The sequence below is a fragment of the Chryseobacterium sp. MYb264 genome, assembly GCF_035974275.1.
Lineage (GTDB): Bacteria > Bacteroidota > Bacteroidia > Flavobacteriales > Weeksellaceae > Chryseobacterium.
This window is the reverse complement of the sequence record NZ_CP142422.1, coordinates 2,377,330-2,400,751: the sequence shown is the minus strand read 5'-3', so window position 1 is coordinate 2,400,751 and position 23,422 is coordinate 2,377,330. Positions and strand designations below refer to the sequence as shown.

The following is a 23,422-nucleotide window of genomic DNA, read 5'->3' as shown; positions in this document are numbered from 1 at the left end:
ATCTTAAGCTTCACAAGCTGAACAGGTAACAAAATTTACCATCATCTCTTTAGAAACAGAAGAACTTCTTTGATAATAAAGCGTTTTTACACCTTTTTTCCAAGCTTCGATATAAAGATAGTTTACGTCTTTTACCGGCATTGTAGAAGGAATCTGTAAGTTCAACGACTGTGCCTGATCGATGTATTGCTGTCTCTGTGCCGCCTGAGAAATAATCTCCATTGGAGAAATTTCTTTAAACGTTTTGAATACTGCTTTTTCTTCGTTAGTTAATTCTTTCAAATGCTGAACAGATCCGTGGTTCAACATAATTGTTCTCCAGGTTTCTTCGTTGTCGATTCCTTTTTCTTCCAACAATTTTGCTAAATATTTGTTCTTACGCATAAAGTTTCCTTTAGCCAAACCAGCTTTATAATAGTTAGATGCAAACGGTTCGATTCCAGGAGAAGTCTGACCTAAAATTGCAGAACTTGAAGTAGTAGGAGCGATTGCCATCGTAGTGGTGTTTCTCAATCCGTAACCTTTCAGTAATTCAGGTTCACCATAGATGTTGGCAAGCTCTCTGGAAGCTATTTCCGCCTGCTCTTTGATGTGTCTGAAAGCTCTGGCATTAAATTGAGTTGCCTCAAAACTTTCAAACGGAATCATATTTTTCTGTAAATAAGAATGGTACCCTAAAACTCCTAAACCAAGCGCTCTGTGACGCATGGCAAAGTTTCTTGCTCCCTGAAGGTAGTAGTTTCCTTCCGTTTTTTCAATAAATTCAGTTAAAACAGCATCCAGGAAATATACTGCCAACTGTACGGCATTGGTATCCTTCCACTCATCATATAATTCTAAGTTCATGGATGACAGACAGCAGATAAATGATTCTTCTCTTGTGGAAGGAAGCATGATTTCTGAACAAAGGTTACTTGCGTTCACAGGCATTCCTAAGTCTTTGTAAACTTGTGGTTTGTTTCTGTTTACGTTATCTGTAAAGAAAATGTATGGTAACCCTTTTTGCTGACGGCTTTCCAATACTCTTGCCCAGATTTTACGTTTTTCCATATCACCATCGATCATGTCCTGCATCCAGTAATCAGGTACACAGATTCCCGTGAATAGGTTTTGAATAGGGCTTCCGATATCTTTAATGGACAAAAATTCTTCAATATCACCGTGGTCAATGTCAAGGTACGCAGCAAAAGCACCTCTTCTTACACCACCTTGAGAAACAACATCCATTGCGGTGTCGAATAATTTCATGAAAGAAACTGCACCAGAAGATTTTCCGTTGTCTGTAACGGCAGTTCCTCTGTTACGAAGCTCTCCGAAATATCCTGATGTTCCCCCTCCAATCTTAGTCTGCATGATGACTTCCCCCATTTTATGGGTAATCCCTTCAATGCTGTCCGGGATATGAACGTTAAAGCAGGAGATCGGAAGACCTCTCTGTGTTCCCATATTCGCCCAGACAGGAGAAGAAAAACTGATCCATCCTTTGGTAATCATCTCTTTGAATGCGGGCTGAAGCTCAGGTTTGTATAGTTTTTTGGCTGCTGCCGTAGTAATTCTGTCAATAGCACCTTCCACTGTTTCACCTTTCAGCAAATAGCCTCTGTTTAGCATTTGCTCAGATTCTTCATTGAGCCACCATATATTGTTGTTTTGTTCTTCCATGTTTTATATTGTAAAATGCAGCAGTTGCATTGTTTATTTTTTTTTTTTTTTGAGCAGAAAATTGGTCATTTTTTTCACTCGTCCACCTGCTTTCGCTACTCGCTTTTTTCTTTTGCAAAGAAAAAGAGCTCAAACAGGCCGCTCAATCAGGGCTAAAAAACCGGCAGGTCTCTCCTTACCCTGAATTTCGTTTGTGTCATTACCAGGAACGATGTCCGTTTCTTATATTAAGATCTACTCTGATATTCTCAGAACTTACCCCTTTGAAGCTCAAAAGACTTTTTCAATTATCTCGGGGTTCATTTGGTTGATGTCTACATGATCCAGGAACCCCTCTTTCTATCATGACCCTGCCCGCGCCCCGACTTGAGTGGAGCTCTTTTTGTGATGGCGATGGGCAAGCCGTTCAACGGATAACTTACCATCGTTCGCGATCACAAAAAAGCGGGAACGGAAGGCGGAAAAAGGCGCCCCGGTACTTTAAAATCTAGAAAAGGTCGTTGGCCGTAATACTTTTATCATGTTTTGTATAATCCACTGGTCTTTTCGCGAAGAAATCATCCATAGAATTCGCAAAAACTTCTTCCTCGAACCATATCAGAGGGCGATATTGCTCCGGAGAAATATTATAACGCGGTGCCATGTTTATTTTTTTCAAACTGTCGTCAACACGGTATTTCATAAAATTGATCAGGTCTAATTTTGAGAATTTATCAAGTTCTCCCAGCTCAAAGATCCAGTCCAGGATTTCCCCTTCCAGATCTACAGATTGATCTACCAAAGTATAGATGTCCTCAATATCAGAATCTGTTAAAAGGCCGGGCTGTTCTTCTCTTATTTTATTGATTAAATAAATTCCTCCGTTGGCGTGGATTTGTTCATCAACAGAAGTCCATGCGATAATATTGGAAACATTTTTCATGTATCCTTTGAATCTTGTGAACGAAAGAATGATAGCAAACTGAGAAAATAAAGACACATTTTCGATGAGAATACTGAATAGTAAAAGTGACGATACATATTCCTTAGGCGTTGAAGAATTGGCGTGTTTTAAAACGTTGGATAAAAACTCAATTCTTTTTTTCAAGGCAGGAACCTCTACGACGTTTGTAAATTCTTCGTTGTATCCCAATACTTCCAGTAAACGTGAATAGGCTTCCGAGTGACGGAACTCACACTCTGCAAAAGTAGATCCAAGACCGTTAAGTTCAGGCTTTGGAAGGTGGTTGTAAAGATTTCCCCAGAAAGATTTTACAGAAACTTCTATCTGTGCGATGGCTAAAAGTGCGTTCTTTACCGCATTTTTTTCATGAGGCTCCAGCTGCGAATGAAAATCCTGAACATCTGCAGTAAAATCAACTTCTGAATGTACCCAGAACGATTTGTTGATAGCTTCTACAAACTGAAGAACCTCAGGGTATTCAAATGGCTTATAGCTTACTCTTTTATCAAAAATTCCCATATTAAAAATGTCTTAAAAGTTAAAAAATGGATCTATGTGGATAACGTCCCAATAATATTCAACCTCTTGATTTTTTGTGATTTACTGTTGCAAGTTTTTCACATCTTGAGTGTTTTTATTTCTTGTGCCGTGCGAAGCACAAAGGTCGAAAAAAAGAACTGTATTTGAAAGAGTGAATAGGTAATTGATTGACTTTTAACTGCAAAAGTTTTCCACATTTACATAAAACCTGCTTAGGTATTGGCTTATCGACGAATATGTGTGGAAAATAAAGGGAATTGTAAAGTTACAATTAAACACTTTTTTATAATGTACTTTAAATAAAGGTTTAATGAGTTAAACAATAAATATTTTCAATAAATTTTTAATCTTGTAACAAATCGAAAATATCATCTACTTATTAGCTATAAAAACATACATCACTTCATGTTATTAATTCAGGATTTACATAAATCATACGATACAGGAAAAAGTAAGCTGCACGTTCTCAAGGGTATTAATCTTAATATTTCTGAAGGCGAGTTTGTTTCTATTATGGGAAGTTCGGGGTCGGGTAAGTCGACACTTCTGAATATCATCGGAATTCTCGACGAGAAAGATTCCGGGACTTATGAGCTGGATGGAGTACCGATTGAACATTTATCAGAAGTAAAAGCGGCAGAATACAGGAGTCAATTTTTAGGGTTTATTTTCCAGTCGTTTAACCTGATCGGATATAAGACGGCATTGGACAATGTAGCGCTTCCTTTATATTATCAGAATGTTTCCCGAAAAGAACGTAACCAAAAAGCGATGGAATATCTTGAAAAAGTAGGTCTTGCGCAATGGGCAACCCACCTTCCGAACGAACTTTCGGGAGGTCAAAAACAAAGAGTAGCGATTGCGAGAGCGCTCATTACCAACCCTAAAGTTGTTTTAGCAGATGAACCTACCGGGGCGTTGGATTCTAAAACGACGCATGACATCATGAAGCTTCTTCAGGAGATTAATAATGAAGGAAAAACAATTATTGTCGTTACTCACGAGCCGGATGTTGCCGCACAAACGAAACGAAATGTTGTTCTTCGTGACGGCATCATCGAAAGTGATGAGTTTATCAAGCAGATTGTCTTGTAAATGAATTGTGAATGGTCAATTTTGCTTCGCAAGTGAATTTTGCGAGCGCTTAAAAATTGACAATTGACTCGCAGAAATTGACTTTTTAATAAAGACCGCCTTTATGAATGTTAAAATAATTAATTTAAGAAAGGTGAATTGTGAATGGTCAATTTTGCTTCGCAAGTGAATTTTGTGGACGCTTAAAAATTGACAATTGACTCACAGAAATTGACTTTTTAATAAAGACCGCCTTTATGAATGTTAAAATAATTAATTTAAGAAAGGTGAATTGTGAATGGTCAATTTTGCTTCGCAAGTGAATTTTGTGGACGCTTAAAAATTGACAATTGACTCGCAGAAATTGACTTTTTAATAAAGACCACCTTTATGAATGTTAAAATAACTAATTTAAGAAAGGTGAATTGTGAATTGTGAATGGTCAATTTTGCTTCGCAAGTGAATTGTAATGATGTCAATGTAGATCAATTGATTATCAATATTTAGTAGTAAGAATAAAACACAAAACAAATGAAAAAAAATAAATATGTTTTTAAATCTGAACCATTATCATTTAGATGTTTATAAATCGGCAAGAGAATTAAGAAATGAATGTTATAAAAACTTGTCAAAACTTCCGGAGGTTGAAAGATTTAATTTAACGGATCAAATAAGGAGAGCATCCACTTCTGTGGTATTAAATATTACTGAAGGTTGTTCCAGAAAGTCTGAAGTGGAAAGAAAAAGATATTTTGAAATGGCAAGAGGTTCTGTGATTGAGTTAGATTCATGTTTTGATATCGTTATTGAATGTAATTATATTGAAAGAGAGAATTTAAATAAAGTTGGGAATTTAATAAAAACCACCTTTATCTTGTTAAGTGGAATGTTAAAGTAATTAATTTAAGAAAGGTGAATTGTGAATGGTCAATTTTACTTAGCAAGTGAATTTTGCGTGCGCTTAAAAATTGACAATTGACTCATAGAAATTGACTTTTTAATAAAGACCGCCTTTATGAATGTTAAAATAGTCAATTTTAAAAAGGTGAATGTTGAATGGTCAATTTTGCTTCGCAAGTGAATTTTGCGGGCGCTTAAAAATTGACAATTGACTCGCAGAAATTGACATCTATATAATTGACTTTTTTACAAAGTAAAAAAATAAAACTATGTTTGACCTAGATCGTTGGCAGGAAATATTCAGTTCTATTCGCAGTAATGTATTGCGGACGGTACTTTCAGGATTTACCGTGGCTTTGGGATTATTTATTTTTATTGTTCTCTTCGGAATCGGAAAGGGGCTTCAAAATGCTTTTACAGATGGTTTTGCAAGAGATGCTCAAAACCTGATCTCCATCTTTACGGGGAAAACTACCATTGCCTATGGAGGGCTGCAGTCTGACAGGGTAGTAACGATGAATAATGATGATTATGATTTTCTGATCAATACTGATAAAGAAAAGGTAGGACAGGCTACCCCGAGATATCAGTCGAGTTTACTGGTAAAATACGGAAAGGAAAGTGGTACCTATTCTGTGAACGGATCTGAACCGGGTGAGAAGTACATTGAAAACAGAAAAATACTCGAAGGAAGATATCTTACACCAACCGACTTGGAAAGAAAGCAGAATGTAGCGGTGATCGGGAGAATGGTTCAGCGGGATTTAATTAAAAACGGCAGTCCGGTCGGGAAAGATTTAAATATTAACGGAACCATGTTTAAAGTCGTTGGTGTATTTTCTGACGATGGGGGAGACTGGGATGAAAGACATATCACTGTTCCCATTACTACTTTGCAGCAGATGAAAAAGGGGTCTGATACGGTGAGTACAGTGTATATTGCTTATAATGAAAAGCTGAGCCCTCAGGAAGCTGTAAAATATGGGGATGAGCTTAAAGATAAATTAAAAGCCAGAAAAAGTGTTTCTCCGGACGATGAAAACGGTGTTCGTGTCTGGAATAACGCTAAAAATATGGAAGATACTTTCATGTTTATGGCGGTACTTACGGCAATCGTGGCCTTTATTGGAATGGGGACCTTGCTGGCAGGAATTATCGGGATCAGTAATATCATGGTTTATATTGTAAAAGAAAGAACCAAGGAGATTGGAGTTAGAAAGGCGATTGGAGCCAAGCCGGGAAGTATTGTGGGCCTCATTGTTCAGGAAAGTGTTGTAATTACAGTAGTCTCAGGATTTGTAGGGGTTGGTGTGGGTGTTTTGGCTTTAAGCTTAATAGGTGACAGGCTTGAAGAGTTCTTTATCAAAAATCCGAGTGTGGGTTGGGGAACCATCTTCGCGGCATTCATTGCACTGGTATTTTCAGGGTTAATTGCAGGATTTGTTCCGGCCTACCGGGCATCGAAAATTAAACCTATTGAAGCATTGAGAACGGAATAAAACAATTTGAAAATTAGATAGTTTGAAAATTGCCCAATAGTAATTTTTAAATCATTCAATCTTTTAATCTTTTAATAAAATAAAGTGAATATCATATTTAAAAAAGATACGTGGCAGGAGATTTATTATTCGTTGAGGAATAATAAACTTCGAACCTTCCTTACCATGATTGGAGTGGGATGGGGTATGTTTTTGTATGTAAGTCTTTTGGGAGCAGCCAAAGGGATGGAGAATGGTTTTGATAAATTATTCTCGGGATTCGCCACGAATTCTATTTTTCTCTGGGCGCAAAATACGGCGATTCCTTACGAAGGTTTTCCAAAAGGAAGAGATCTGCATCTTAATTTGCCCGACATTCAGATGTTGAAAAATAAAATCCCGGAGATCGATTATATTTCACCTCAGAATTCTCGTGGAAGTTTCACAGGAACACCTGGAGAATCAATGTCAAGAAACGGTAAAAATGCCACTTATTCTTTAACGGGAGATTATCCTGTAGGAAATAAAATTTCTGAAAAGAAGCTGATTTTCGGAAGATATATTAATGATGCCGATGTTTCAGGCAATAAAAATGTGGCTGTAATTGGTGAAGAGATTTATAAAAACTTCTTCGATTCCAAGAAGAATGAAAATCCGATTGGGAAATCAATTAATATCAAAGGGATTTTCTTTAATGTAATCGGTGTATTCAGAGTAAAAAAAGGGGGTGGTTTTGAAAATGACCGAACCGCTTTTATCCCACTTTCTACCTATACGAAAATGTATAATGCGGGAGATCAGATCGACATGTTTGCCATCGTCAGTAAGCCCAATGCCAACGTGAATGATGTGGAAGAAAAAGTGAAGCAGACTTTAAAGTCAAAAAATAAAGTTTCTCCTGAGGACACTAATGCTTTCGGAAGCTTCAACTTAGGAAAAGAGTTTAAAAAACTGACTGGTTTCCTTACCGGAATGCAGTTGTTAACCATTATCGTGGGAACATTAACGATTTTGGCGGGGGTAATTGCCATTTCCAACATTCTTTTGATTACGGTCAAAGAAAGAACTAAAGAAATTGGGATTAGAAGAGCCTTGGGAGCAAAACCTTCGGAAGTCAGAAACCAGATTTTGCTGGAAAGTGTGGTGATTACGCTTTCCTCAGGAATATTAGGATTTATCTTGGGGATTTTTGTACTTATTCTTTTAAATATGGCTACCCAGGGGCAGGATTCGTTTCCGTTCTATAATCCGACGGTAAATTATGGAAACGTATTCGCAGCTATGTCGGTAATGGTATTTTTAGGATTGATCATCGGAATGATTCCGGCACAAAGAGCTGTGAAAATCCGCCCAATCGAAGCATTAAGAACAGAGTAATTTTAAAATAATTTAATTTAAAGATCTGATAATCAAAAAGTAATATTTTACTTATTAAATCTTTCAATCATTTAACAGAATTTAAAAAATAAACTATACATATGAAAAAGAAATTCACTTGGAAAAAGGCCATTTATATTTTGTTGGGGCTTTTATTTGCAGTGGCATTGTTCTCGGGAATCGGGTATTTAATTAAGTCGAACTCCAAAGAGAGCGAAGCTTTCCTTACCAGAAAGCCGACCATTCAGAATATGGATGATAAGGTAATGGCGACAGGAAAAATTGTTCCGAAAGAAGAAATTGAAATTAAGCCCAATATCGCGGGAATTATTGATAAAATTTTGGTGGATGAAGGCGATAAAGTAGTAGCCGGACAGCTGATCGCAACCGTGAGAATTGTTCCGAATCTGGCGGATGTAAACAGTGCACAACAAAATGTGGATAACCAACAGCTTCAAATCGCGAATGCTAAACTGAATGTCGAAAACATGCGTAAGCAATTCGAAATGCAGGAAAAATTGTACAAACAAGGGGTTGCTTCAAAACAGGAGTTTTTAAATTCTCAGCAGCAGTTATTTTCTCAGCAGCAATCACTGAAAAATGCGCAACAGGCTTTGGTGACAGCTCAAAAAACATTGCAGATCGCAAAAACGGGTTCCACTCCGGAACTGCAAGGGTTGGCAACGACTCAGATCCGTTCAAAAGCTTCAGGAACAGTGCTTGAAGTTCCCGTAAAAGTAGGAAGTCAGGTAATTGAAGCCAACTCGTTTAATGCCGGAACAACCATTTGTTCTATTGCAGATTTAAATTCTCTGATTTTTCAGGGAGAAATCGATGAGGCACAGGCAGGTAAATTAAAACAAGGAATGGATATGAGCATTGTTATTGGTGCTCTTCAGAACAAAACATTCCCTGGAAAACTCACAATGATCGCTCCGAAAGGAAAAGATACGAACGGAACTATTAAATTCCCGGTGGAAGGTGATGTGAATAATCCGAATAATGAATATATCAGAGCCGGGTTCTCTGCAAACGGTGAGATTGTTTTAAGCTCTCAGAAAAATGCGTTGTTATTGGATGAATCATTGGTTCAGTATGAAAAGAAAAATGGGAAAGATGTTCCTTTTGTTGAGGCAAAGCAGGCCAACGGTACTTTCAAAAAAGCATATATTAAATTAGGTGCGAGCGACGGAATCAACGTTCAGGTTCTTTCAGGAATTGATAAAAATTCTGAAATCAAAGTATGGAATCCTTCTGATAAAGATAAAGAAGAACTGAAAGCAAAAACAAAAAAATAGTAAACTAACACTATAGTTTTTAAACTGAGATCCTGAGAAATTATTTCTCGGGATTTTTTATTTTATCATTCAGAACGAAAAAAGTGAAGAGTTTGTAAATAATTTTGCATTAAAAATGTATCTGAAAAGTAATGAAATTACAACCTGAAATGTCTTATTTTTAAACTATTAAATCAATTCTATGAAAAAGAATTACCTTATCCTTTTTCTTTTTGTTCTCGCGAAATTTATTTTACAATATTCTTTGATCGGATCTGAATATGAATTGCATCGTGATGAATATTTGCATTTAGATCAGGCCAATCACTTAGCGTGGGGATATCTGTCGGTTCCGCCAGTGAATTCCTGGTTGGCTTTTATCGTGAAAATATTAGGTAATTCTGTGTTTTGGGTGAAATTTTTTCCTGCGTTATTCGGTGCTTTAACAATCGTTATGGTTTGGAAAATTGTCGAAGAATTGAAAGGTAATCTTTATGCTAAGGTTTTAGCTTCAATCGGAATTTTATTATCTGTTTTACTGCGTATCAATATGCTTTTTCAGCCTACGTCTCTGGAAATATTACTTTGGACGATGTTATATTATGTTTTAATTAAATATTTCAGTTCAGAAAAAGTAACATGGCTGTATATTGCCGCTATTATTTTCGGGATCGGACTCTTAAATAAATATAATATTGCTTTTGCAGTGCTGGGATTGGTTCCGGGTTTGCTAATGACAAAACAACGAAAAATATTTCGTCAAAAACATCTTTATTTTGCCTTAATTTTAACATTGTTGATTGTTTTACCTAATGTTTTATGGCAGTACAATAACCATTTTCCGGTTATAAAACACATGAAAGAATTATCGGAAAGACAATTGGTGAACGTGGATCGTTTTGATTTTATAAAATCTCAGATTCTGTTTTTTACCGGAATTCTTTTTGCGATCATTGCAGGATTTTATGCGTTGCTTTTTTATACGCCCTTCGAGAAATTCCGGTTTTTATTTTGGAGCTATGTTTTTACCATTGGGCTGTTCTTATTTTTCAAGGCTAAAGATTATTATGCCATGGGTTTGTATCCTGCGTATATCGCTATCGGAGCTGTTTTTCTGGCTCATCTTTTTGAAAAGGGATTGATGAATAAACTCGCACGACCAATAAGTATTTTGATTCCTGTTTTGTTTTTTTTACCTCTATATCAGGTTGCTTTTCCCAATAAAAGTCCTCAGTATATTATAGATCATCCTGAGAATTATAGGAGATTTGGGTTACTTCGGTGGGAAGACGGAAAAGAACATTCTTTGCCTCAGGATTTTGCGGATATGAGAGGTTGGAAAGAGTTGGCTGAAAAAGTGGATAGGGAATATGAAGCACTGGGGAAATCTGGAAATACCATTGTGATTTGTGACAATTACGGGGAGGCCGCAGCAATTAATTATTATTCTAAAAAAGGGATTCGTGCTGTATCTTTTAATGCTGATTATCTTAATTGGTTCAATTTATCAGTTCATTATAAAAATCTTATTCGTGTAAAAGAAAATCCTGAAGATGAACTTGAGCAAACTGGCAAAATCTTTCAGAAGTCCAAAATAGCAGATTTTATTGCGGACCCCTACGCCAGAGAAAAAGGTACCGTGATTTTCAGTTTTGAGGGGGCTAAAATAGATATTAGAGATAGGCTTAAGGATGAAATTAACGAAGAAGGAAAGTAAAAAGTAAAAAGTAAAAAGGGAAAAATACAGGTAGAAATAACTTGGCTTTTAGCCTTAAATGGTGGCTTTTCAATATGTTAATGATTTCTGTTTTTAGAGATATTTGATTAAGAACATTCTGAACAATATCCGGAAATAAACCCGTTAAAATTGACCGAACGGTAACCTTCCGGTAATTTAACGTCAACTTCATTGGGTAAACATTCAATTTTTCCGCAGTTCAGGCATTTGAAATGAAAATGATTGTGGTGATGTTTTTTCTCGGAACAGCTGATACAAAAGGCAAAATAATACTTTCCGTCGTCTCCCAAAATTTTGTGAACAATTCCGTCATCACAAAAACTATTAAGCACCCGATAAATAGTGGCGCGATCTACTGCTTCACCTAATTCTTTCTGTAGAATTTCCTGACTTACCGCAGATTTAGACTTTTTCAAGGAATCTAAAATCAATTGTTTGGTTGGGGTATTTCTCTTTGCCATAGTACAAAGATAAAAATTATTATTGCGATTTAGTCGCATTAGTAAAAATTTCTCTTAACTTTGCAACTATCAACTATCAACTATCAACTATCAACTATCAACAAGAGATACTATGGAAAATAAAGACGTGATTATTATAGGAGGGAGCTACGCCGGATTATCTGCCGCAATGGCTTTGGGAAGATCGTTACGAAATATCTTAATCATAGACAGCGGAAAACCGTGTAATCAACAAACGCCGCATTCGCATAATTTTATTACCCAAGATGGTAAAACACCGAAAGAAATTTCAGATTTGGCAAAAGAACAGGTTCTGAAATATGAAACCGTAACATTTCATGAAGGAAAAGTCGTGAAAATAGGTAAGAATGAAACTGATTTTATGGTTGAAACGGCAAACGGAGAAAAATTTAATGCAAAAAAAATAATCCTGGCATCCGGAGTTAAGGATCTGATGCCTGATGTTCCCGGATTTGCTGAATGTTGGGGGATTTCTGTTATTCATTGTCCGTATTGTCATGGCTATGAAGTAAAAGGAAAAACGACCGGAATTATGGCTAACGGGGATATGGCTTTTGATTTTACGAAGCTTGTTTTTAATTTAACAAAAGAGGTCACTTTATTGACAAACGGAAAATCTGCTTTAAATGAAGAGCAAACAAGGAAATTCAATCAGCGTAAAATAGATATTATAGAAGATGAAATTGCTGAAATTGTTCATGAAAAGGGGCAAATTCAGAAATTGACTCTTAAAAACGGAAAAGAGTTTCCATTGGAAGCTTTGTATGCAAAAATTCCTTTCGAACAAAATATCAATGTTGATGAACTTGGAGTCGAACTGAATGAACAAGGTTTTATTAAAATTGATATGATGATGAAAACGAATGTTCCCGGAGTTTTTGCCTGTGGAGATAATACAACAATGATGAGGTCAGTGGCGAACGCGGCCGCCCAGGGTAATTTTGCGGGAGTGGTTGTGAATAAAGAGCTTTCGGAAGAAGATTTTTAATACCATATAATTTCAGTCTATCATCCTCATTTGCAGTCTCTGTATTTCGCTTTTGAAGGAAAATTCCGTACATTTGGGGTGAAAAATTTCTAAAAGTAAAAGTAAAATGGACATTATTTTCGACCTGATTGAAAAGGAAAGACAAAGACAATCTCATGGATTAGAGCTGATTGCGTCAGAAAACTTCGTTTCTGAAAACGTAATGAAGGCGATGGGAAGTGTACTGACAAACAAATATGCTGAAGGGTATCCCGGAAAAAGATATTACGGAGGTTGTGAAGTGGTAGATGAGGTTGAAACTTTAGCTATTGAGAGAGCAAAAGAACTTTTCGGAGTTGATTATGTCAATGTTCAGCCACATTCTGGTTCTCAGGCTAATGCGGCAATTTACCTGGCAGTTTTGAAACCTGGTGATAAAATCATGGGGATGGATCTTTCTATGGGAGGTCACCTTACGCACGGTTCTGCGGTTAATTTCTCCGGTATTCAGTATGATGTGGTTTCTTATGGCGTTCAGCAGGAAACAGGTCTTATTGATTACGATCAAATGAGAGAAGTAGCGTTGAGAGAAAGACCAAAAATGTTGATCGCTGGTTTCTCTGCCTATTCAAGAGATTTAGATTATGCTAAATTCAGAGAAGTTGCTGATGAAATCGGGGCTACACTATGGGCAGATATTGCTCATCCGGCTGGTTTGGTTGCAAAAGGTCTTTTAAATAATCCATTCGAACACTGTCACGTTGTAACGACTACCACTCATAAGACGTTGAGAGGTCCAAGAGGAGGGATGATCATGATGGGTAAAGATTTCGAAAATACATACGGTCATAAAACGCCAAAAGGTGATATCAAAATGATGAGCCAGGTTCTTGACGGAGCTGTTTTCCCAGGAATTCAGGGAGGTCCGCTAGAGCATGTAATTGCTGGTAAGGCGGTTGCTTTCGGTGAAGCGTTAGATACTCAGTTTGAGGTGTATGCTAAGCAAGTGAAGGCAAATGCTCAGGCATTGTCAAAAGCAATGATCGACAGAGGATTTGATATCGTAAGCGGAGGAACAGACAACCACTTAATGCTTGTTGACCTTAGAAATAAAAACGTAAACGGTAAAGAAACGGAGAAAGCTTTGGTTCTTGCAGATATTACGTGTAACAAAAACATGGTTCCGTTTGATGATAAGTCACCATTTACGACTTCTGGTATCAGATTCGGAACGGCTGCTATCACTACAAGAGGCTTGAAGGAAAATGATATGGATACCATCGCAGGATTTGTTTCTGATGTGGTTGATAATATCAAAAATGAAGAAGTTATTGCTTCTGTAAGAAAAAATGTTAATGAATTAATGGAAGGTAAGGCGTTATTCAATTACTAATCATTTACTTTCAATTTTAAATATAAAAGAATGAGCGCCTTTGCTCATTCTTTTTTTATAATTATGGAAAAGAAATCTTTTACCTTCAATGAAATAAAACTGAAACTGATGAACTACTGTGTTTATCAGGATCGTTGCCATGCGGAAGTAGAGCAGAAGATGAAAGAGTTTTTACTGATTGATGAAGCTAAGGAAGAAATCATGCTTTATCTTTTGCAGGAAAATTACCTTAATGAGGAGAGGTTTACCCGAAGTTACATTCGCGGTAAGTTTTATATTAAGCATTGGGGAAAAGCTAAGATTAAAATGAATCTTAAGCAGAAACAGATTTCTGAAAAGCTGATCAACTCCTGTTTTGATGAGATTGATGAGGATGATTATTTAAAAACCATCCGAAAAATCTATGAAGATTATTATGCGAAACAGTCTGGATTAAAGGAATATCAGCGGAAATCAAAGACCATCAAATATTTAATGGGCAGAGGCTTTGAATATGAGAAAATAAATGATATTTTTGATTAAAGATAAAAGTCAAAAATTAACACATACCAAAGATTGAAAGAAGATAAAATTTTGCTTTCGCCTCCGCATATGGGAGGTAATGAGCTTAAGTATATACAACGAGCTTTTGACAGCAACCAGATTTCCCAATATGGTTCCAATATAGATGAGTTTGAAAATAAGCTTGAAAGTTATTTAGGTGAAAACTCATTTGTTACTGCCGTATCATCCGGTACAGCTGCCATTCATCTTGCTTTGCGGTTATTAAATGTCGAGCAGGGAGATTTTGTAATTTGCCAATCCTTTACCTTTGTTGCCACGGCCAATCCTATACTTTACCTAAAAGCGATTCCTGTATTTGTGGACAGTGAATATACCACGTGGAATTTATGTCCCAATGCGGTTGAAGATGCGATAAAATATTGTTTAAAAAAGGGTAAAAAACCTAAAGCGATTATTGCTGTTTCATTGTACGGAATGCCTTTTATGGTTGATGAAATAATGGAAATTTCAAGAAAATATGAGATCCCGGTGGTTGAAGACAGTGCTGAGGCTTTGGGAAGTAAATATAAAAATAGGTACTGTGGGACTTTCGGAGATCTGTCAATAATCAGTTTTAACGGCAATAAAATTATTACGACATCAGGAGGTGGTATTTTGATTTCAAGAAAAGCAAGTGATAAAAAAAATACTCTCTTTTTGTCTACACAGGCAAAAGACGACAAAGATTATTATAGCCATTCTGAATTGGGGTATAATTATCGGATGGGTAATATATCTGCAGGAATCGGGCTTGGACAGATGGATGTTCTTGAAAAAAGAATTGAAAAAAGACGTGAAAACCATGATTTTTATCACAAGATTATTGATCGGGTGAAAAGTATAAATCTATTTTCGGAATATGATGAAAATTTTTATTCAAACTATTGGTTAAATACTATTTTAATAACGGAAAATGATCGGTTTTCAGCAAAAAAACTAAAACAGAAATTTTCTGAAAATCATATAGAAACCAGATATTTGTGGAAGCCTATGCATCTGCAGCCACTTTATAAAAATTATAGTTTTTTTGGAACAGGCTTTTGTGGTACGATTTTTGATTCCGGTCTTTGCTTACCGTCTGGAACTAACCTTTCCGAAGATGAACAGTGGAGAATTACAGAGGTTTTAAATTCAGAGATAAACTAAAATTTATTTTTGAATGTAGTGTATAGATGAAAAATTATATTAATTTTGCATCTATATGTCATTTAGAATTTGAATGATGTTTTTACAAACTCAAAAATATGAACACAAATAAAGGCAATGTATAATTCTCTTAGGAAAAAAATATTTGCGGGAGATAACGTTGTCAACCTTTCGGACGTGAGATACCTTCCCAGATGGATAATTCTTGTTATAGATATTATTATTCTGGTTGTATCTTTGTATTTTTCTACTTATATAATTCAAAAAATAACTCAGCGTACGTATATCTATCATGAAAATCAGAATTTGGTTTTTGGATTCATTATTCTGATCAATACCTTTTTCATGTATTTTTTCAAAACCTACGCGGGAATTATCCGACATTCTACCTTTATTGATCTTTTTAAACTTTTACTTGCCTCTTTTTGTACCTTGGTCATTGTAGCTGTTGCCAATACTGCTTATTTCTGGTATTCAGGAAACCGATTTATACTGACGGTATATATGGTTCTTTACTTTATTATCTCTTTTATGGGCCTATTTCTTTTCCGGTTATATGTTAAGGAATTTTTTCAGATAGCAAGAGAATATAGAAGAAGTGCTCTGAAAAAAAGGATTCTGGTGTTAGGGATTGATGAGCAATCTATTGCTATTGCGAGGGCTATTCTCGATAATCCAAGCTTGCCTTATCATGTTGTTGGTTTTCTGACGCAAAGGACTGATTCTAAAAGAGCCTCTTTACTTGGTAAACCAATATTCGGCAAGGAAAAAATTGAAGAAAATACAAAAGAGGAGCTTATTATAGATGGAGTTTTAGTTATTAAAGAAATGATGTCCAAAGATGAGATGAATTCCTGGGTGAATTTGTTTCTTGAAAAAGATCTTCAGGTTTTTAAATCTCCTTCAGTACAGAAATTAAGGGGCAGTGATTTAGGTGGATCCATCAGAAATCTTCAAATTGAGGATTTATTAAATAGAAAACCTATTAAAATAGAAAATGAAGAGCTTAAAAGCAGGCACTTCAATAAAAATATTCTGGTTACTGGAGGTGCCGGTTCTATCGGAAGTGAGATTGTAAGGCAGGTTGTACAATTTAATCCCGCTTTGATCGTTGTACTAGACCAGGCTGAAACACCTTTATATGATATTGAACTTGAAATGAAGGAAAAATTTCCTCATATCAGATTTAAATTTGTCTTGGCTGATGTTTCGAACAGACATCGAATAGAACCATTGTTTCAGATGTATAATTTTTCAATGGTTTATCATGCTGCGGCATATAAGCATGTTCCATTGGTGGAAGAGAATCCACATGAAGGGATTTTGGTGAATGTTTTGGGTTCAAAGAATGTAGCTACATTATCCAGTCAATATAATGTGAATCGATTTGTGATGGTTTCTACAGATAAGGCGGTAAACCCTACCAACGTGATGGGAGCTTCGAAAAGAGCTGCTGAATTATTTGTTCAGTCATTACAGAATGTGGAGGGGAATACCACAAAGTTTATCACTACGCGATTTGGAAATGTGTTAGGTTCCAACGGATCTGTTATTCCGCATTTTAAAAAGCAGATTGAAGCAGGAGGGCCTGTGACCATCACACATCCTGAAATTGTCAGATATTTTATGACGATTCCTGAAGCCTGTGAATTGGTTTTGCAGGCAGGTACAATGGGGACAGGCGGTGAAATTTTTGTATTTGATATGGGAGAGCCTGTGAAAATTCTTGATTTGGCTCACAGAATGATTAAGCTTTCTGGCTTTGAACCTAATATTGATATCAAGATTATTTATACGGGGTTAAGGCCAGGTGAAAAATTATATGAAGAGCTCTTGAGTGATAATACCAAAACTCTTCCGACGCATAATGAAAAAATAATGATTTCCAAAGATCCTTCGGCGGAGTTTGTAGAAATTAGTTCATTGATAAATTTGGTTACTAAGGCATCTCTCAGAAGAGATAAAGTGGAGGTAGTGAGATTATTAAAGATCATAGTGCCTGAATTTAAGAGTAATAACTCGGTGTATGAGGTGCTTGATAAATAGAAAAATATAAATGTATATTTGTATAATTTTTAAAATATGAAGGGAAAAATCTTAACGGTATTTTTTGCATTAGTTTTGGTTTCTTGTAAGGTAAACGAGAAAACGAAAAATGATCTAAACTATATGCAAAATATAGAAAATGTTGCTATAGAGTCATCAATAAAAAATTCAAATTCTGCAATACAGCCTGGCGATCAATTAGTTGTTTTGATAACAGCAAAAGATATGGATGTTGTTAAGCCATTTAATCAAAATTATTCTTCTTCAGAACTAGTACAAGGTAATTCTTATGCAGGAGGGAATACGCCGAGTCAGGGAAATTCAACTATTACCGGGCCAACTTATATTGTTGATCCCGAAGGGAATATTGATTTTCCAATTTTAGGGAAACTTAATACAACAAATAAAACCTTGACCGAGTTTAAAGATATTATTAAATCGGAAATGACGCGTTATGTTATTAATCCTACCATTACTATAAGATTGGCTAATTTCAGAGTTACGGTACTGGGAGAGGTTAATAAGCAAGGAGATTACACGATATCTAACGGACAGGGTACTATTCTTAATGCTTTAGGTTTAGCAGGTGATTTAACAATGTATGGTAAAAGAGATGATATTTTAATCGTAAGAACCGAAAATGGTCAAGTGACTCATGGTAAAATAGATTTACAGGACGCAAACCTTATCAATTCACCCTATTATCATTTAAAACAAGGTGATGCCATTATCGTTGCAGCTACGAACGTAAGAAATGCAGCCTCTAAACAAAACCCTAATACAGGAATTTACCTAACGGCAGCTTCGATTGCTCTAACTGCTGCTGCGCTTGTTATCAGTTTGATTAAGAAATAATAATTTCAATGGATATGTTATTTTCATTGTATTTCTTTGAGATTTAGGTAAAATATAATACGCATGATATGAATGATAAAAAATTATATAAAATAGCTGTCATCGGACAAGGCTACGTAGGTCTGCCTCTATCTTTAGAGTTTGCTAAATATTATCCGGTATTGGGGTATGATATTAATGCGAAACGTGTTAAAGAGTTAAATGAATGCGAAGACAGTACGCTTGAGGCAGATCTGGAATTGCTAGGCACAGCTCTTTCTGAATATAAAAAATCTGGTAACAATATAGGCTACAAAGCGACATCAGAGCTTTCCGACCTATTAGGATGTAATGTTTTTATAGTGACTGTTCCCACACCTATAGATCAATATAATGCTCCTGATCTTAAACCCCTTCTTTCGGCATCAAAAATGTTAGCAGGAATCATTAAAAAGGGGGATATTGTGATCTATGAATCTACCGTTTTTCCGGGTTGCACAGAGGAGGAATGTGTTCCTATTTTGGAAAAGTATTCAGATTTAATTTATAATGAGGATTTTTTTGTTGGCTATTCCCCGGAAAGAATCAATCCTGGAGATAAGATCAATACGCTTACAGCAATTAAGAAGGTTACTTCAGGATCTACACCTGAGATTGCTGAAGAAGTAGATCAGTTATACAGCAAAATTATTACAGCAGGAACCCATAAGGCTCCAAGCCTTAAAGTTGCGGAAGCTTCAAAAGCCATTGAAAATGCACAAAGAGATGTTAATATTTCTTTTGTAAATGAGCTGGCTTTAATATTTGATAGGATAGGTATAGATACCAACGATGTGCTGGAAGCTGCAGGCACGAAATATAACTTTTTAAAATATAAACCAGGATTAGTAGGAGGACATTGTATATCTGTTGATCCTTATTATTTGGCTCATAAAGCGGAACAATTAGGTTATCATCCTGATGTTATCTTGTCAGGAAGACGGGTAAATGATTCTATTGCCCAATTTATAGCTTCCAAAGTGGTTAAACTTCTTATCGCTAAAGGTGGAGTTGTTAAAAATTCTGAAGCTTTGATTCTTGGGATTACATTTAAAGAAAATTGTCCGGATGTACGAAATACCAAAGTAATTGATATCTACAATGAGTTGAAAGAATACGGGATAAATATTGATATTTATGATCCTTGGGCTAATAAATCTGAGGTAGAGAGTGAATATGAAGTGACTATTATCGATAATCTTAAGAAAGGCAAAAAATATGACTCGATAATCATTGCTGTTTCACATAGTGAGTTTCTTGAAATAGATATTGAAACTTTAAAGAATACGAATGCAGTGGTCTTTGATACAAAAGCCTGTATCGATAGAAACCTGGTTGATGCCAGACTGTAGTCAATATGTACGCAATGCCCCGGCAAACCATAATTATGAATTTGAAATATAATATTATTTAGATGAACAGTTCGACAATAGATGAACCAAAAGAGGAAATAAATATTCAGGAACTCATTAAACCCTATTTAAGATATTGGATTTGGTTTATCATTATTCCAATTTTAGGAGTAATAAGTACATATGTATATTTGAAATTTGCAACACCAATCTATAGCGTACAATCTTCTGTACTTATTAAAGATGCTAAAAATACACCCACCATACCTGGGGAGTTCGGGAACTTACAGGATTTATCCAATCTCAAAGGGATGGGAACCAACAGTATTGAAAATGAAATTGAGATTTTCAGATCTAAAAAATTAATGTATGATGTTGTAAAAGATTTGAATATCCAAACAGCTATTTTTTCGGATGATGACTTTAAATCTAAAGAACTATATGACGAAACGACACCATTTCTGATCAAAGTTATTAATGAAAAACAATTTGTTAAAGGTCCCGGTGAACCCATTAACATAGAGTTTTCAGGAAACTCAATTACGCTATCTTCCAAGGAGCTTCCCAGTAAGATAAATACAGTATTTAATAAAACCATAAGTCTTCCTTATGCTAATATTATCATTGTTAAAAATCCTAAGTTTAATAAAAAGAAAAGTGGCGAGTTGGGTAATTTTTCTTTCACCTACAACACTCTGGAGGATACGGTGAATAGGTTTCAGGGATTACTGAATGTAAATCTTTTGAACAAAGATGCTACTGTTATTGGCTTATCTATGAATTATGCGAACATAGATAAAGCAAAAGATATTTTACAGAAAATCATCAACGTTTACAATAACGACGCAATTAAAGATAAAAATTCAGAATCTGCAAGCACTAAAGATTTTATTGATGAAAGAATTAATATCATAGCTAATGACCTGGGCGAAGTTGAAAATAGAAAAGAACGTTTTAAGGCATCAAATAAAATTGCCGATATAGAAACCGAAGCAAAAATTAGTTTAGAAACTTCTGCAGCGGCTCGGGCGAAGCAAATAGAAGTTAATGCTCAGCTTGATTTAACAAATGCGTTGATAGGTTTTATATCAAAACAGAATAATAGCCAAGTTCTTCCTTCGAGTGTCGGGTTAGAAAACTCGGAAACGTTATCAGGGATTTCTTCGTATAATCAATTAGTGTTGGAAAGAAACAGACTCCTTGAAAATGCGACTCCTCAAAACCCGATCATTATAGATCTTGATAGGCAAATTTCATCTTTAAGAACTTCGGTTGTTGAGAGTCTTGTTAAAAATAGAACCGGATTAGAGTTTGCTAGAAACCAATATCTTGGTGAACAGAACAGCGTGTCTTCAAGAATTGCCAAAATTCCCGTTCAGGAAAAGTTATTTAGAGATATAGAGAGACAACAACAAATCAAGGAAAGTTTATATCTTTTGTTATTACAGAAGAGGGAAGAAACAGCAATTTCCTTAGCTGTAACAGCGAATAAAGCTAGGATAGTGGACTATGCATATGCATCTCCAACACCGGTAGCGCCCAGAAAAATGATTATTTTATCTGCAGCGTTAATCGTGGGATTATTAATACCTTTCATAATTATTTATATTAAAGAATTATTAAATAATAAAATTAAAAGTAAACATGATCTTGAAAAGCTTAGTTTTGGAAAGCCTGTATTGGGTGAAATCCCTAGTTTGGAAAAAGGTGGTGATGAACTGATTAAGATTAACGACATTTCACCGATAGCGGAAGCTTTTAGAATTTTAATTACTAATATGAATTTTTTACTTCCCAGAAAGAATGAAGCTAAGGTTATCTTTGTGACATCAACTGTAAAGGGTGAAGGTAAGACGTTTATTTCTGTAAATCTTTCTCTTACATTAGCCACTCCAAAGAAAAAGGTTATTATTATCGGATCTGATATTAGAAACCCTCAACTTCAGAGATATAATGTATCTAGAAAAGGGTTGATGGGACTAACGGAATATTTATACAATGATAAAACCGAATTAAAAGAGATTATACATGTATCCTCATTTAATCCTTATTTAGACGTAATTTATTCAGGTAGTATTCCTCCAAACCCAACCGAGCTTTTAAGCAACGGAAGATACGAAGTACTAATTGATAGCTTAAAATCTGAATACGATTATATTATTTTAGATACTGCTCCACTGATGTTGGTGACGGACAGCTTCCTGTTTACGGATGTTGCAGATGCTACGCTTTATGTAACTCGGTCTCAGTATACAGAAAAAGCATTAATAGAGTTTGCTAATAATAATATAGAGGGTGGTAAAATTAAGAATGTAGGTTTTGTTCTTAATGATGTGAACAGGGACTACTTAGGATATAGCAATAAATATGGCTATGGTTATACCGCGACAGAGAAAAGTTGGTTTGAAAAATTAAAAGGCAAATTTTAATAGGAGAACATTATGGAGATTCTAAAACTCATCGGAAGAGATAAGGAGTTGTTTGAAAGTGATATAAAATCTAATGAGAAGCAACTTAGCAGTATCGTGTCAAACTCTAAATTTTTAGTAATTGGAGGAGCAGGTTCAATAGGATCCGCAACTACGAAAGAAATATTTAAACGAAATCCAAAGAAAATTCATGTTGTTGATATTAGTGAAAATAATATGGTGGAATTGGTTCGAGATATTCGTAGTTCATTAGGGTATATTGATGGTGATTTCCAGACATTTGCTTTGGATGTTGGTTCCGTAGAATACGAGGCTTTTTGGAATGCAGATGGAGATTATGATTATGTCCTCAATCTTTCAGCATTAAAGCATGTAAGAAGTGAGAAGGATCCATATACGCTCATGAGAATGATTGATGTCAATATATGTAATACAGAAAAAACAGTACAACAGTCTATTGATAGGGGAGTTCGTAAATATTTCTGTGTCTCAACTGACAAAGCGGCAAATCCTGTTAATATGATGGGAGCTTCAAAACGTATTATGGAAATGTTTTTAATGCGTAAAAGTAAAGAAATAACGATTTCTACCGCACGTTTTGCTAATGTTGCATTTTCTGATGGATCATTATTACACGGGTTTAATAAAAGAATAGAGAAAAAACAGCCAATTGTTGCGCCAAATGATATTAAACGATATTTTGTTACCCCAAAAGAATCTGGAGAACTCTGTTTAATGTCCTGTATATTTGGAGAGAACAGAGATATTTTCTTTCCAAAGTTGAGTGAGGATCTTCATTTGATTACCTTTGCCGAAATCGCGGTAAAATATCTTAAAGAAATTGGTTATGAACCATTTTTATGTGAAACCGAGGATCAGGCAAGATCATTAATGGAGACATTGCCGCAGGAAGGCAAATGGCCGTGTCTGTTTGTGACAAGTGATACAACAGGAGAAAAGGACTTTGAAGAGTTTTTTACAGATAAGGAAGTTCTCGATATGGATTGTTTTAAAAATTTAGGAATCATTAAAAATGATCTCATTGTGGAAGATGATAAACTGGAATTATTTGAGACGACAATTAATGATTTAAAACTAATAAAAAAATGGAATAAAGAGCAGATTGTAGATCTGTTTTTTGCAATGATCCCTGATTTTGGACACAAAGAGACAGGGAAATACTTAGACTCTAAAATGTAAAT

Annotated in this window: 18 protein-coding genes; 15 read left to right on the top strand and 3 right to left on the bottom strand. The window is 35.5% G+C overall.

Annotation, left to right across the window (positions count from 1 at the left end):
- Positions 1 to 3: 3 nt before the first annotated feature.
- Both VUJ46_RS10195 and VUJ46_RS10190 read right to left on the bottom strand, forming a co-directional pair.
- Positions 4 to 1,662 (bottom strand): ribonucleoside-diphosphate reductase subunit alpha, encoded by a 1,659-nt coding sequence (locus tag VUJ46_RS10195; protein ID WP_326984873.1) that lies wholly within the window; start codon positions 1,660 to 1,662, stop codon positions 4 to 6.
- A 487-nt stretch (positions 1,663 to 2,149) separates the two neighbouring features.
- Positions 2,150 to 3,124, bottom strand: a complete 975-nt coding sequence (locus VUJ46_RS10190; RefSeq protein WP_326984872.1) for a ribonucleotide-diphosphate reductase subunit beta — start codon at positions 3,122 to 3,124, stop codon at positions 2,150 to 2,152.
- Between the two features lie 426 nt (positions 3,125 to 3,550).
- Between VUJ46_RS10190 and VUJ46_RS10185 the strand changes: the two genes are divergently transcribed.
- From VUJ46_RS10185 to VUJ46_RS10160, 6 genes are all read left to right on the top strand, one after another.
- The gene (locus VUJ46_RS10185; protein ID WP_326984871.1) at positions 3,551 to 4,240 is read left to right on the top strand and encodes an ABC transporter ATP-binding protein; all 690 of its coding nucleotides are present in this window, start codon (positions 3,551 to 3,553) and stop codon (positions 4,238 to 4,240) included.
- Positions 4,241 to 4,766: 526 nt separating this feature from the next.
- Positions 4,767 to 5,117, top strand: coding sequence for a four helix bundle protein (locus VUJ46_RS10180; protein WP_326984870.1), 351 nt, complete (start codon positions 4,767 to 4,769; stop codon positions 5,115 to 5,117).
- 271 nt (positions 5,118 to 5,388) lie between these two features.
- Entirely contained in the window at positions 5,389 to 6,618 is a 1,230-nt protein-coding gene (locus tag VUJ46_RS10175) for an ABC transporter permease (protein WP_326984869.1), read from the top strand.
- Between the two features lie 84 nt (positions 6,619 to 6,702).
- A complete protein-coding gene (locus VUJ46_RS10170; RefSeq protein ID WP_326984868.1) occupies positions 6,703 to 7,974 on the top strand; it encodes an ABC transporter permease in 1,272 nt (423 codons plus the stop codon).
- Positions 7,975 to 8,075: 101 nt separating this feature from the next.
- A complete protein-coding gene (locus VUJ46_RS10165; protein ID WP_326984866.1) occupies positions 8,076 to 9,272 on the top strand; it encodes an efflux RND transporter periplasmic adaptor subunit in 1,197 nt (398 codons plus the stop codon).
- Positions 9,273 to 9,453: 181 nt separating this feature from the next.
- Positions 9,454 to 10,968, top strand: coding sequence for an ArnT family glycosyltransferase (locus VUJ46_RS10160; RefSeq protein ID WP_326984865.1), 1,515 nt, complete (start codon positions 9,454 to 9,456; stop codon positions 10,966 to 10,968).
- Between the two features lie 107 nt (positions 10,969 to 11,075).
- Here the strand turns inward: VUJ46_RS10160 and VUJ46_RS10155 are convergent, their stop codons facing one another.
- On the bottom strand, positions 11,076 to 11,450 hold the full coding sequence (locus tag VUJ46_RS10155; RefSeq protein ID WP_326984864.1) for a Fur family transcriptional regulator: 375 nt from the start codon (positions 11,448 to 11,450) through the stop codon (positions 11,076 to 11,078).
- Between the two features lie 112 nt (positions 11,451 to 11,562).
- Here VUJ46_RS10155 and VUJ46_RS10150 point away from each other — a divergent pair, with 112 nt between their 5' ends.
- The 9 genes from VUJ46_RS10150 to VUJ46_RS10110 all read left to right on the top strand — a co-directional run bounded on the left by VUJ46_RS10150 (position 11,563) and on the right by VUJ46_RS10110 (position 23,420).
- Positions 11,563 to 12,459, top strand: coding sequence for an NAD(P)/FAD-dependent oxidoreductase (locus tag VUJ46_RS10150; RefSeq protein ID WP_326984863.1), 897 nt, complete (start codon positions 11,563 to 11,565; stop codon positions 12,457 to 12,459).
- A 106-nt stretch (positions 12,460 to 12,565) separates the two neighbouring features.
- Positions 12,566 to 13,831 (top strand): serine hydroxymethyltransferase, encoded by a 1,266-nt coding sequence (gene glyA, locus VUJ46_RS10145; RefSeq protein ID WP_326984862.1) that lies wholly within the window; start codon positions 12,566 to 12,568, stop codon positions 13,829 to 13,831.
- Between the two features lie 63 nt (positions 13,832 to 13,894).
- Positions 13,895 to 14,353: a regulatory protein RecX gene (locus VUJ46_RS10140; RefSeq protein ID WP_326984861.1), complete on the top strand. Its 459-nt coding sequence runs from the start codon at positions 13,895 to 13,897 to the stop codon at positions 14,351 to 14,353.
- 33 nt (positions 14,354 to 14,386) lie between these two features.
- Positions 14,387 to 15,520 carry a DegT/DnrJ/EryC1/StrS family aminotransferase gene (locus tag VUJ46_RS10135; RefSeq protein ID WP_326984860.1) on the top strand — a complete coding sequence of 378 codons (1,134 nt, stop codon included), beginning with the start codon at positions 14,387 to 14,389 and terminating at the stop codon, positions 15,518 to 15,520.
- Between the two features lie 117 nt (positions 15,521 to 15,637).
- Complete coding sequence (locus VUJ46_RS10130; protein ID WP_326984859.1) at positions 15,638 to 17,566, top strand: polysaccharide biosynthesis protein; 1,929 nt, start codon at positions 15,638 to 15,640, stop codon at positions 17,564 to 17,566.
- 36 nt (positions 17,567 to 17,602) lie between these two features.
- Positions 17,603 to 18,421, top strand: a complete 819-nt coding sequence (locus VUJ46_RS10125; protein WP_326984858.1) for a polysaccharide biosynthesis/export family protein — start codon at positions 17,603 to 17,605, stop codon at positions 18,419 to 18,421.
- 68 nt (positions 18,422 to 18,489) lie between these two features.
- On the top strand, positions 18,490 to 19,791 hold the full coding sequence (locus tag VUJ46_RS10120) for a nucleotide sugar dehydrogenase (RefSeq protein ID WP_326984857.1): 1,302 nt from the start codon (positions 18,490 to 18,492) through the stop codon (positions 19,789 to 19,791).
- A 62-nt stretch (positions 19,792 to 19,853) separates the two neighbouring features.
- Positions 19,854 to 22,220, top strand: coding sequence for a GumC family protein (locus tag VUJ46_RS10115; RefSeq protein WP_326984856.1), 2,367 nt, complete (start codon positions 19,854 to 19,856; stop codon positions 22,218 to 22,220).
- A gap of 12 nt (positions 22,221 to 22,232) precedes the next feature.
- Positions 22,233 to 23,420, top strand: coding sequence for a UDP-N-acetylglucosamine 4,6-dehydratase (locus VUJ46_RS10110; protein WP_326984855.1), 1,188 nt, complete (start codon positions 22,233 to 22,235; stop codon positions 23,418 to 23,420).
- Positions 23,421 to 23,422 lie beyond the last annotated feature (2 nt).

Excerpts from the sequence above, each read along its gene's own strand:
- VUJ46_RS10195 (WP_326984873.1), bottom strand. The coding sequence starts at position 1,662 with ATGGAAGAACAAAACAACAATATATGGTGGCTCAATGAAGAATCTGAG.
- VUJ46_RS10190 (WP_326984872.1), bottom strand. The coding sequence starts at position 3,124 with ATGGGAATTTTTGATAAAAGAGTAAGCTATAAGCCATTTGAATACCCT.
- VUJ46_RS10185 (WP_326984871.1), top strand. The coding sequence starts at position 3,551 with ATGTTATTAATTCAGGATTTACATAAATCATACGATACAGGAAAAAGT.
- VUJ46_RS10180 (WP_326984870.1), top strand. The coding sequence starts at position 4,767 with ATGTTTTTAAATCTGAACCATTATCATTTAGATGTTTATAAATCGGCA.
- VUJ46_RS10175 (WP_326984869.1), top strand. The coding sequence starts at position 5,389 with ATGTTTGACCTAGATCGTTGGCAGGAAATATTCAGTTCTATTCGCAGT.
- VUJ46_RS10165 (WP_326984866.1), top strand. The coding sequence starts at position 8,076 with ATGAAAAAGAAATTCACTTGGAAAAAGGCCATTTATATTTTGTTGGGG.
- VUJ46_RS10160 (WP_326984865.1), top strand. The coding sequence starts at position 9,454 with ATGAAAAAGAATTACCTTATCCTTTTTCTTTTTGTTCTCGCGAAATTT.
- VUJ46_RS10155 (WP_326984864.1), bottom strand. The coding sequence starts at position 11,450 with ATGGCAAAGAGAAATACCCCAACCAAACAATTGATTTTAGATTCCTTG.
- VUJ46_RS10150 (WP_326984863.1), top strand. The coding sequence starts at position 11,563 with ATGGAAAATAAAGACGTGATTATTATAGGAGGGAGCTACGCCGGATTA.
- glyA (WP_326984862.1), top strand. The coding sequence starts at position 12,566 with ATGGACATTATTTTCGACCTGATTGAAAAGGAAAGACAAAGACAATCT.
- VUJ46_RS10140 (WP_326984861.1), top strand. The coding sequence starts at position 13,895 with ATGGAAAAGAAATCTTTTACCTTCAATGAAATAAAACTGAAACTGATG.
- VUJ46_RS10130 (WP_326984859.1), top strand. The coding sequence starts at position 15,638 with ATGTATAATTCTCTTAGGAAAAAAATATTTGCGGGAGATAACGTTGTC.
- VUJ46_RS10125 (WP_326984858.1), top strand. The coding sequence starts at position 17,603 with ATGAAGGGAAAAATCTTAACGGTATTTTTTGCATTAGTTTTGGTTTCT.
- VUJ46_RS10120 (WP_326984857.1), top strand. The coding sequence starts at position 18,490 with ATGAATGATAAAAAATTATATAAAATAGCTGTCATCGGACAAGGCTAC.
- VUJ46_RS10115 (WP_326984856.1), top strand. The coding sequence starts at position 19,854 with ATGAACAGTTCGACAATAGATGAACCAAAAGAGGAAATAAATATTCAG.
- VUJ46_RS10110 (WP_326984855.1), top strand. The coding sequence starts at position 22,233 with ATGGAGATTCTAAAACTCATCGGAAGAGATAAGGAGTTGTTTGAAAGT.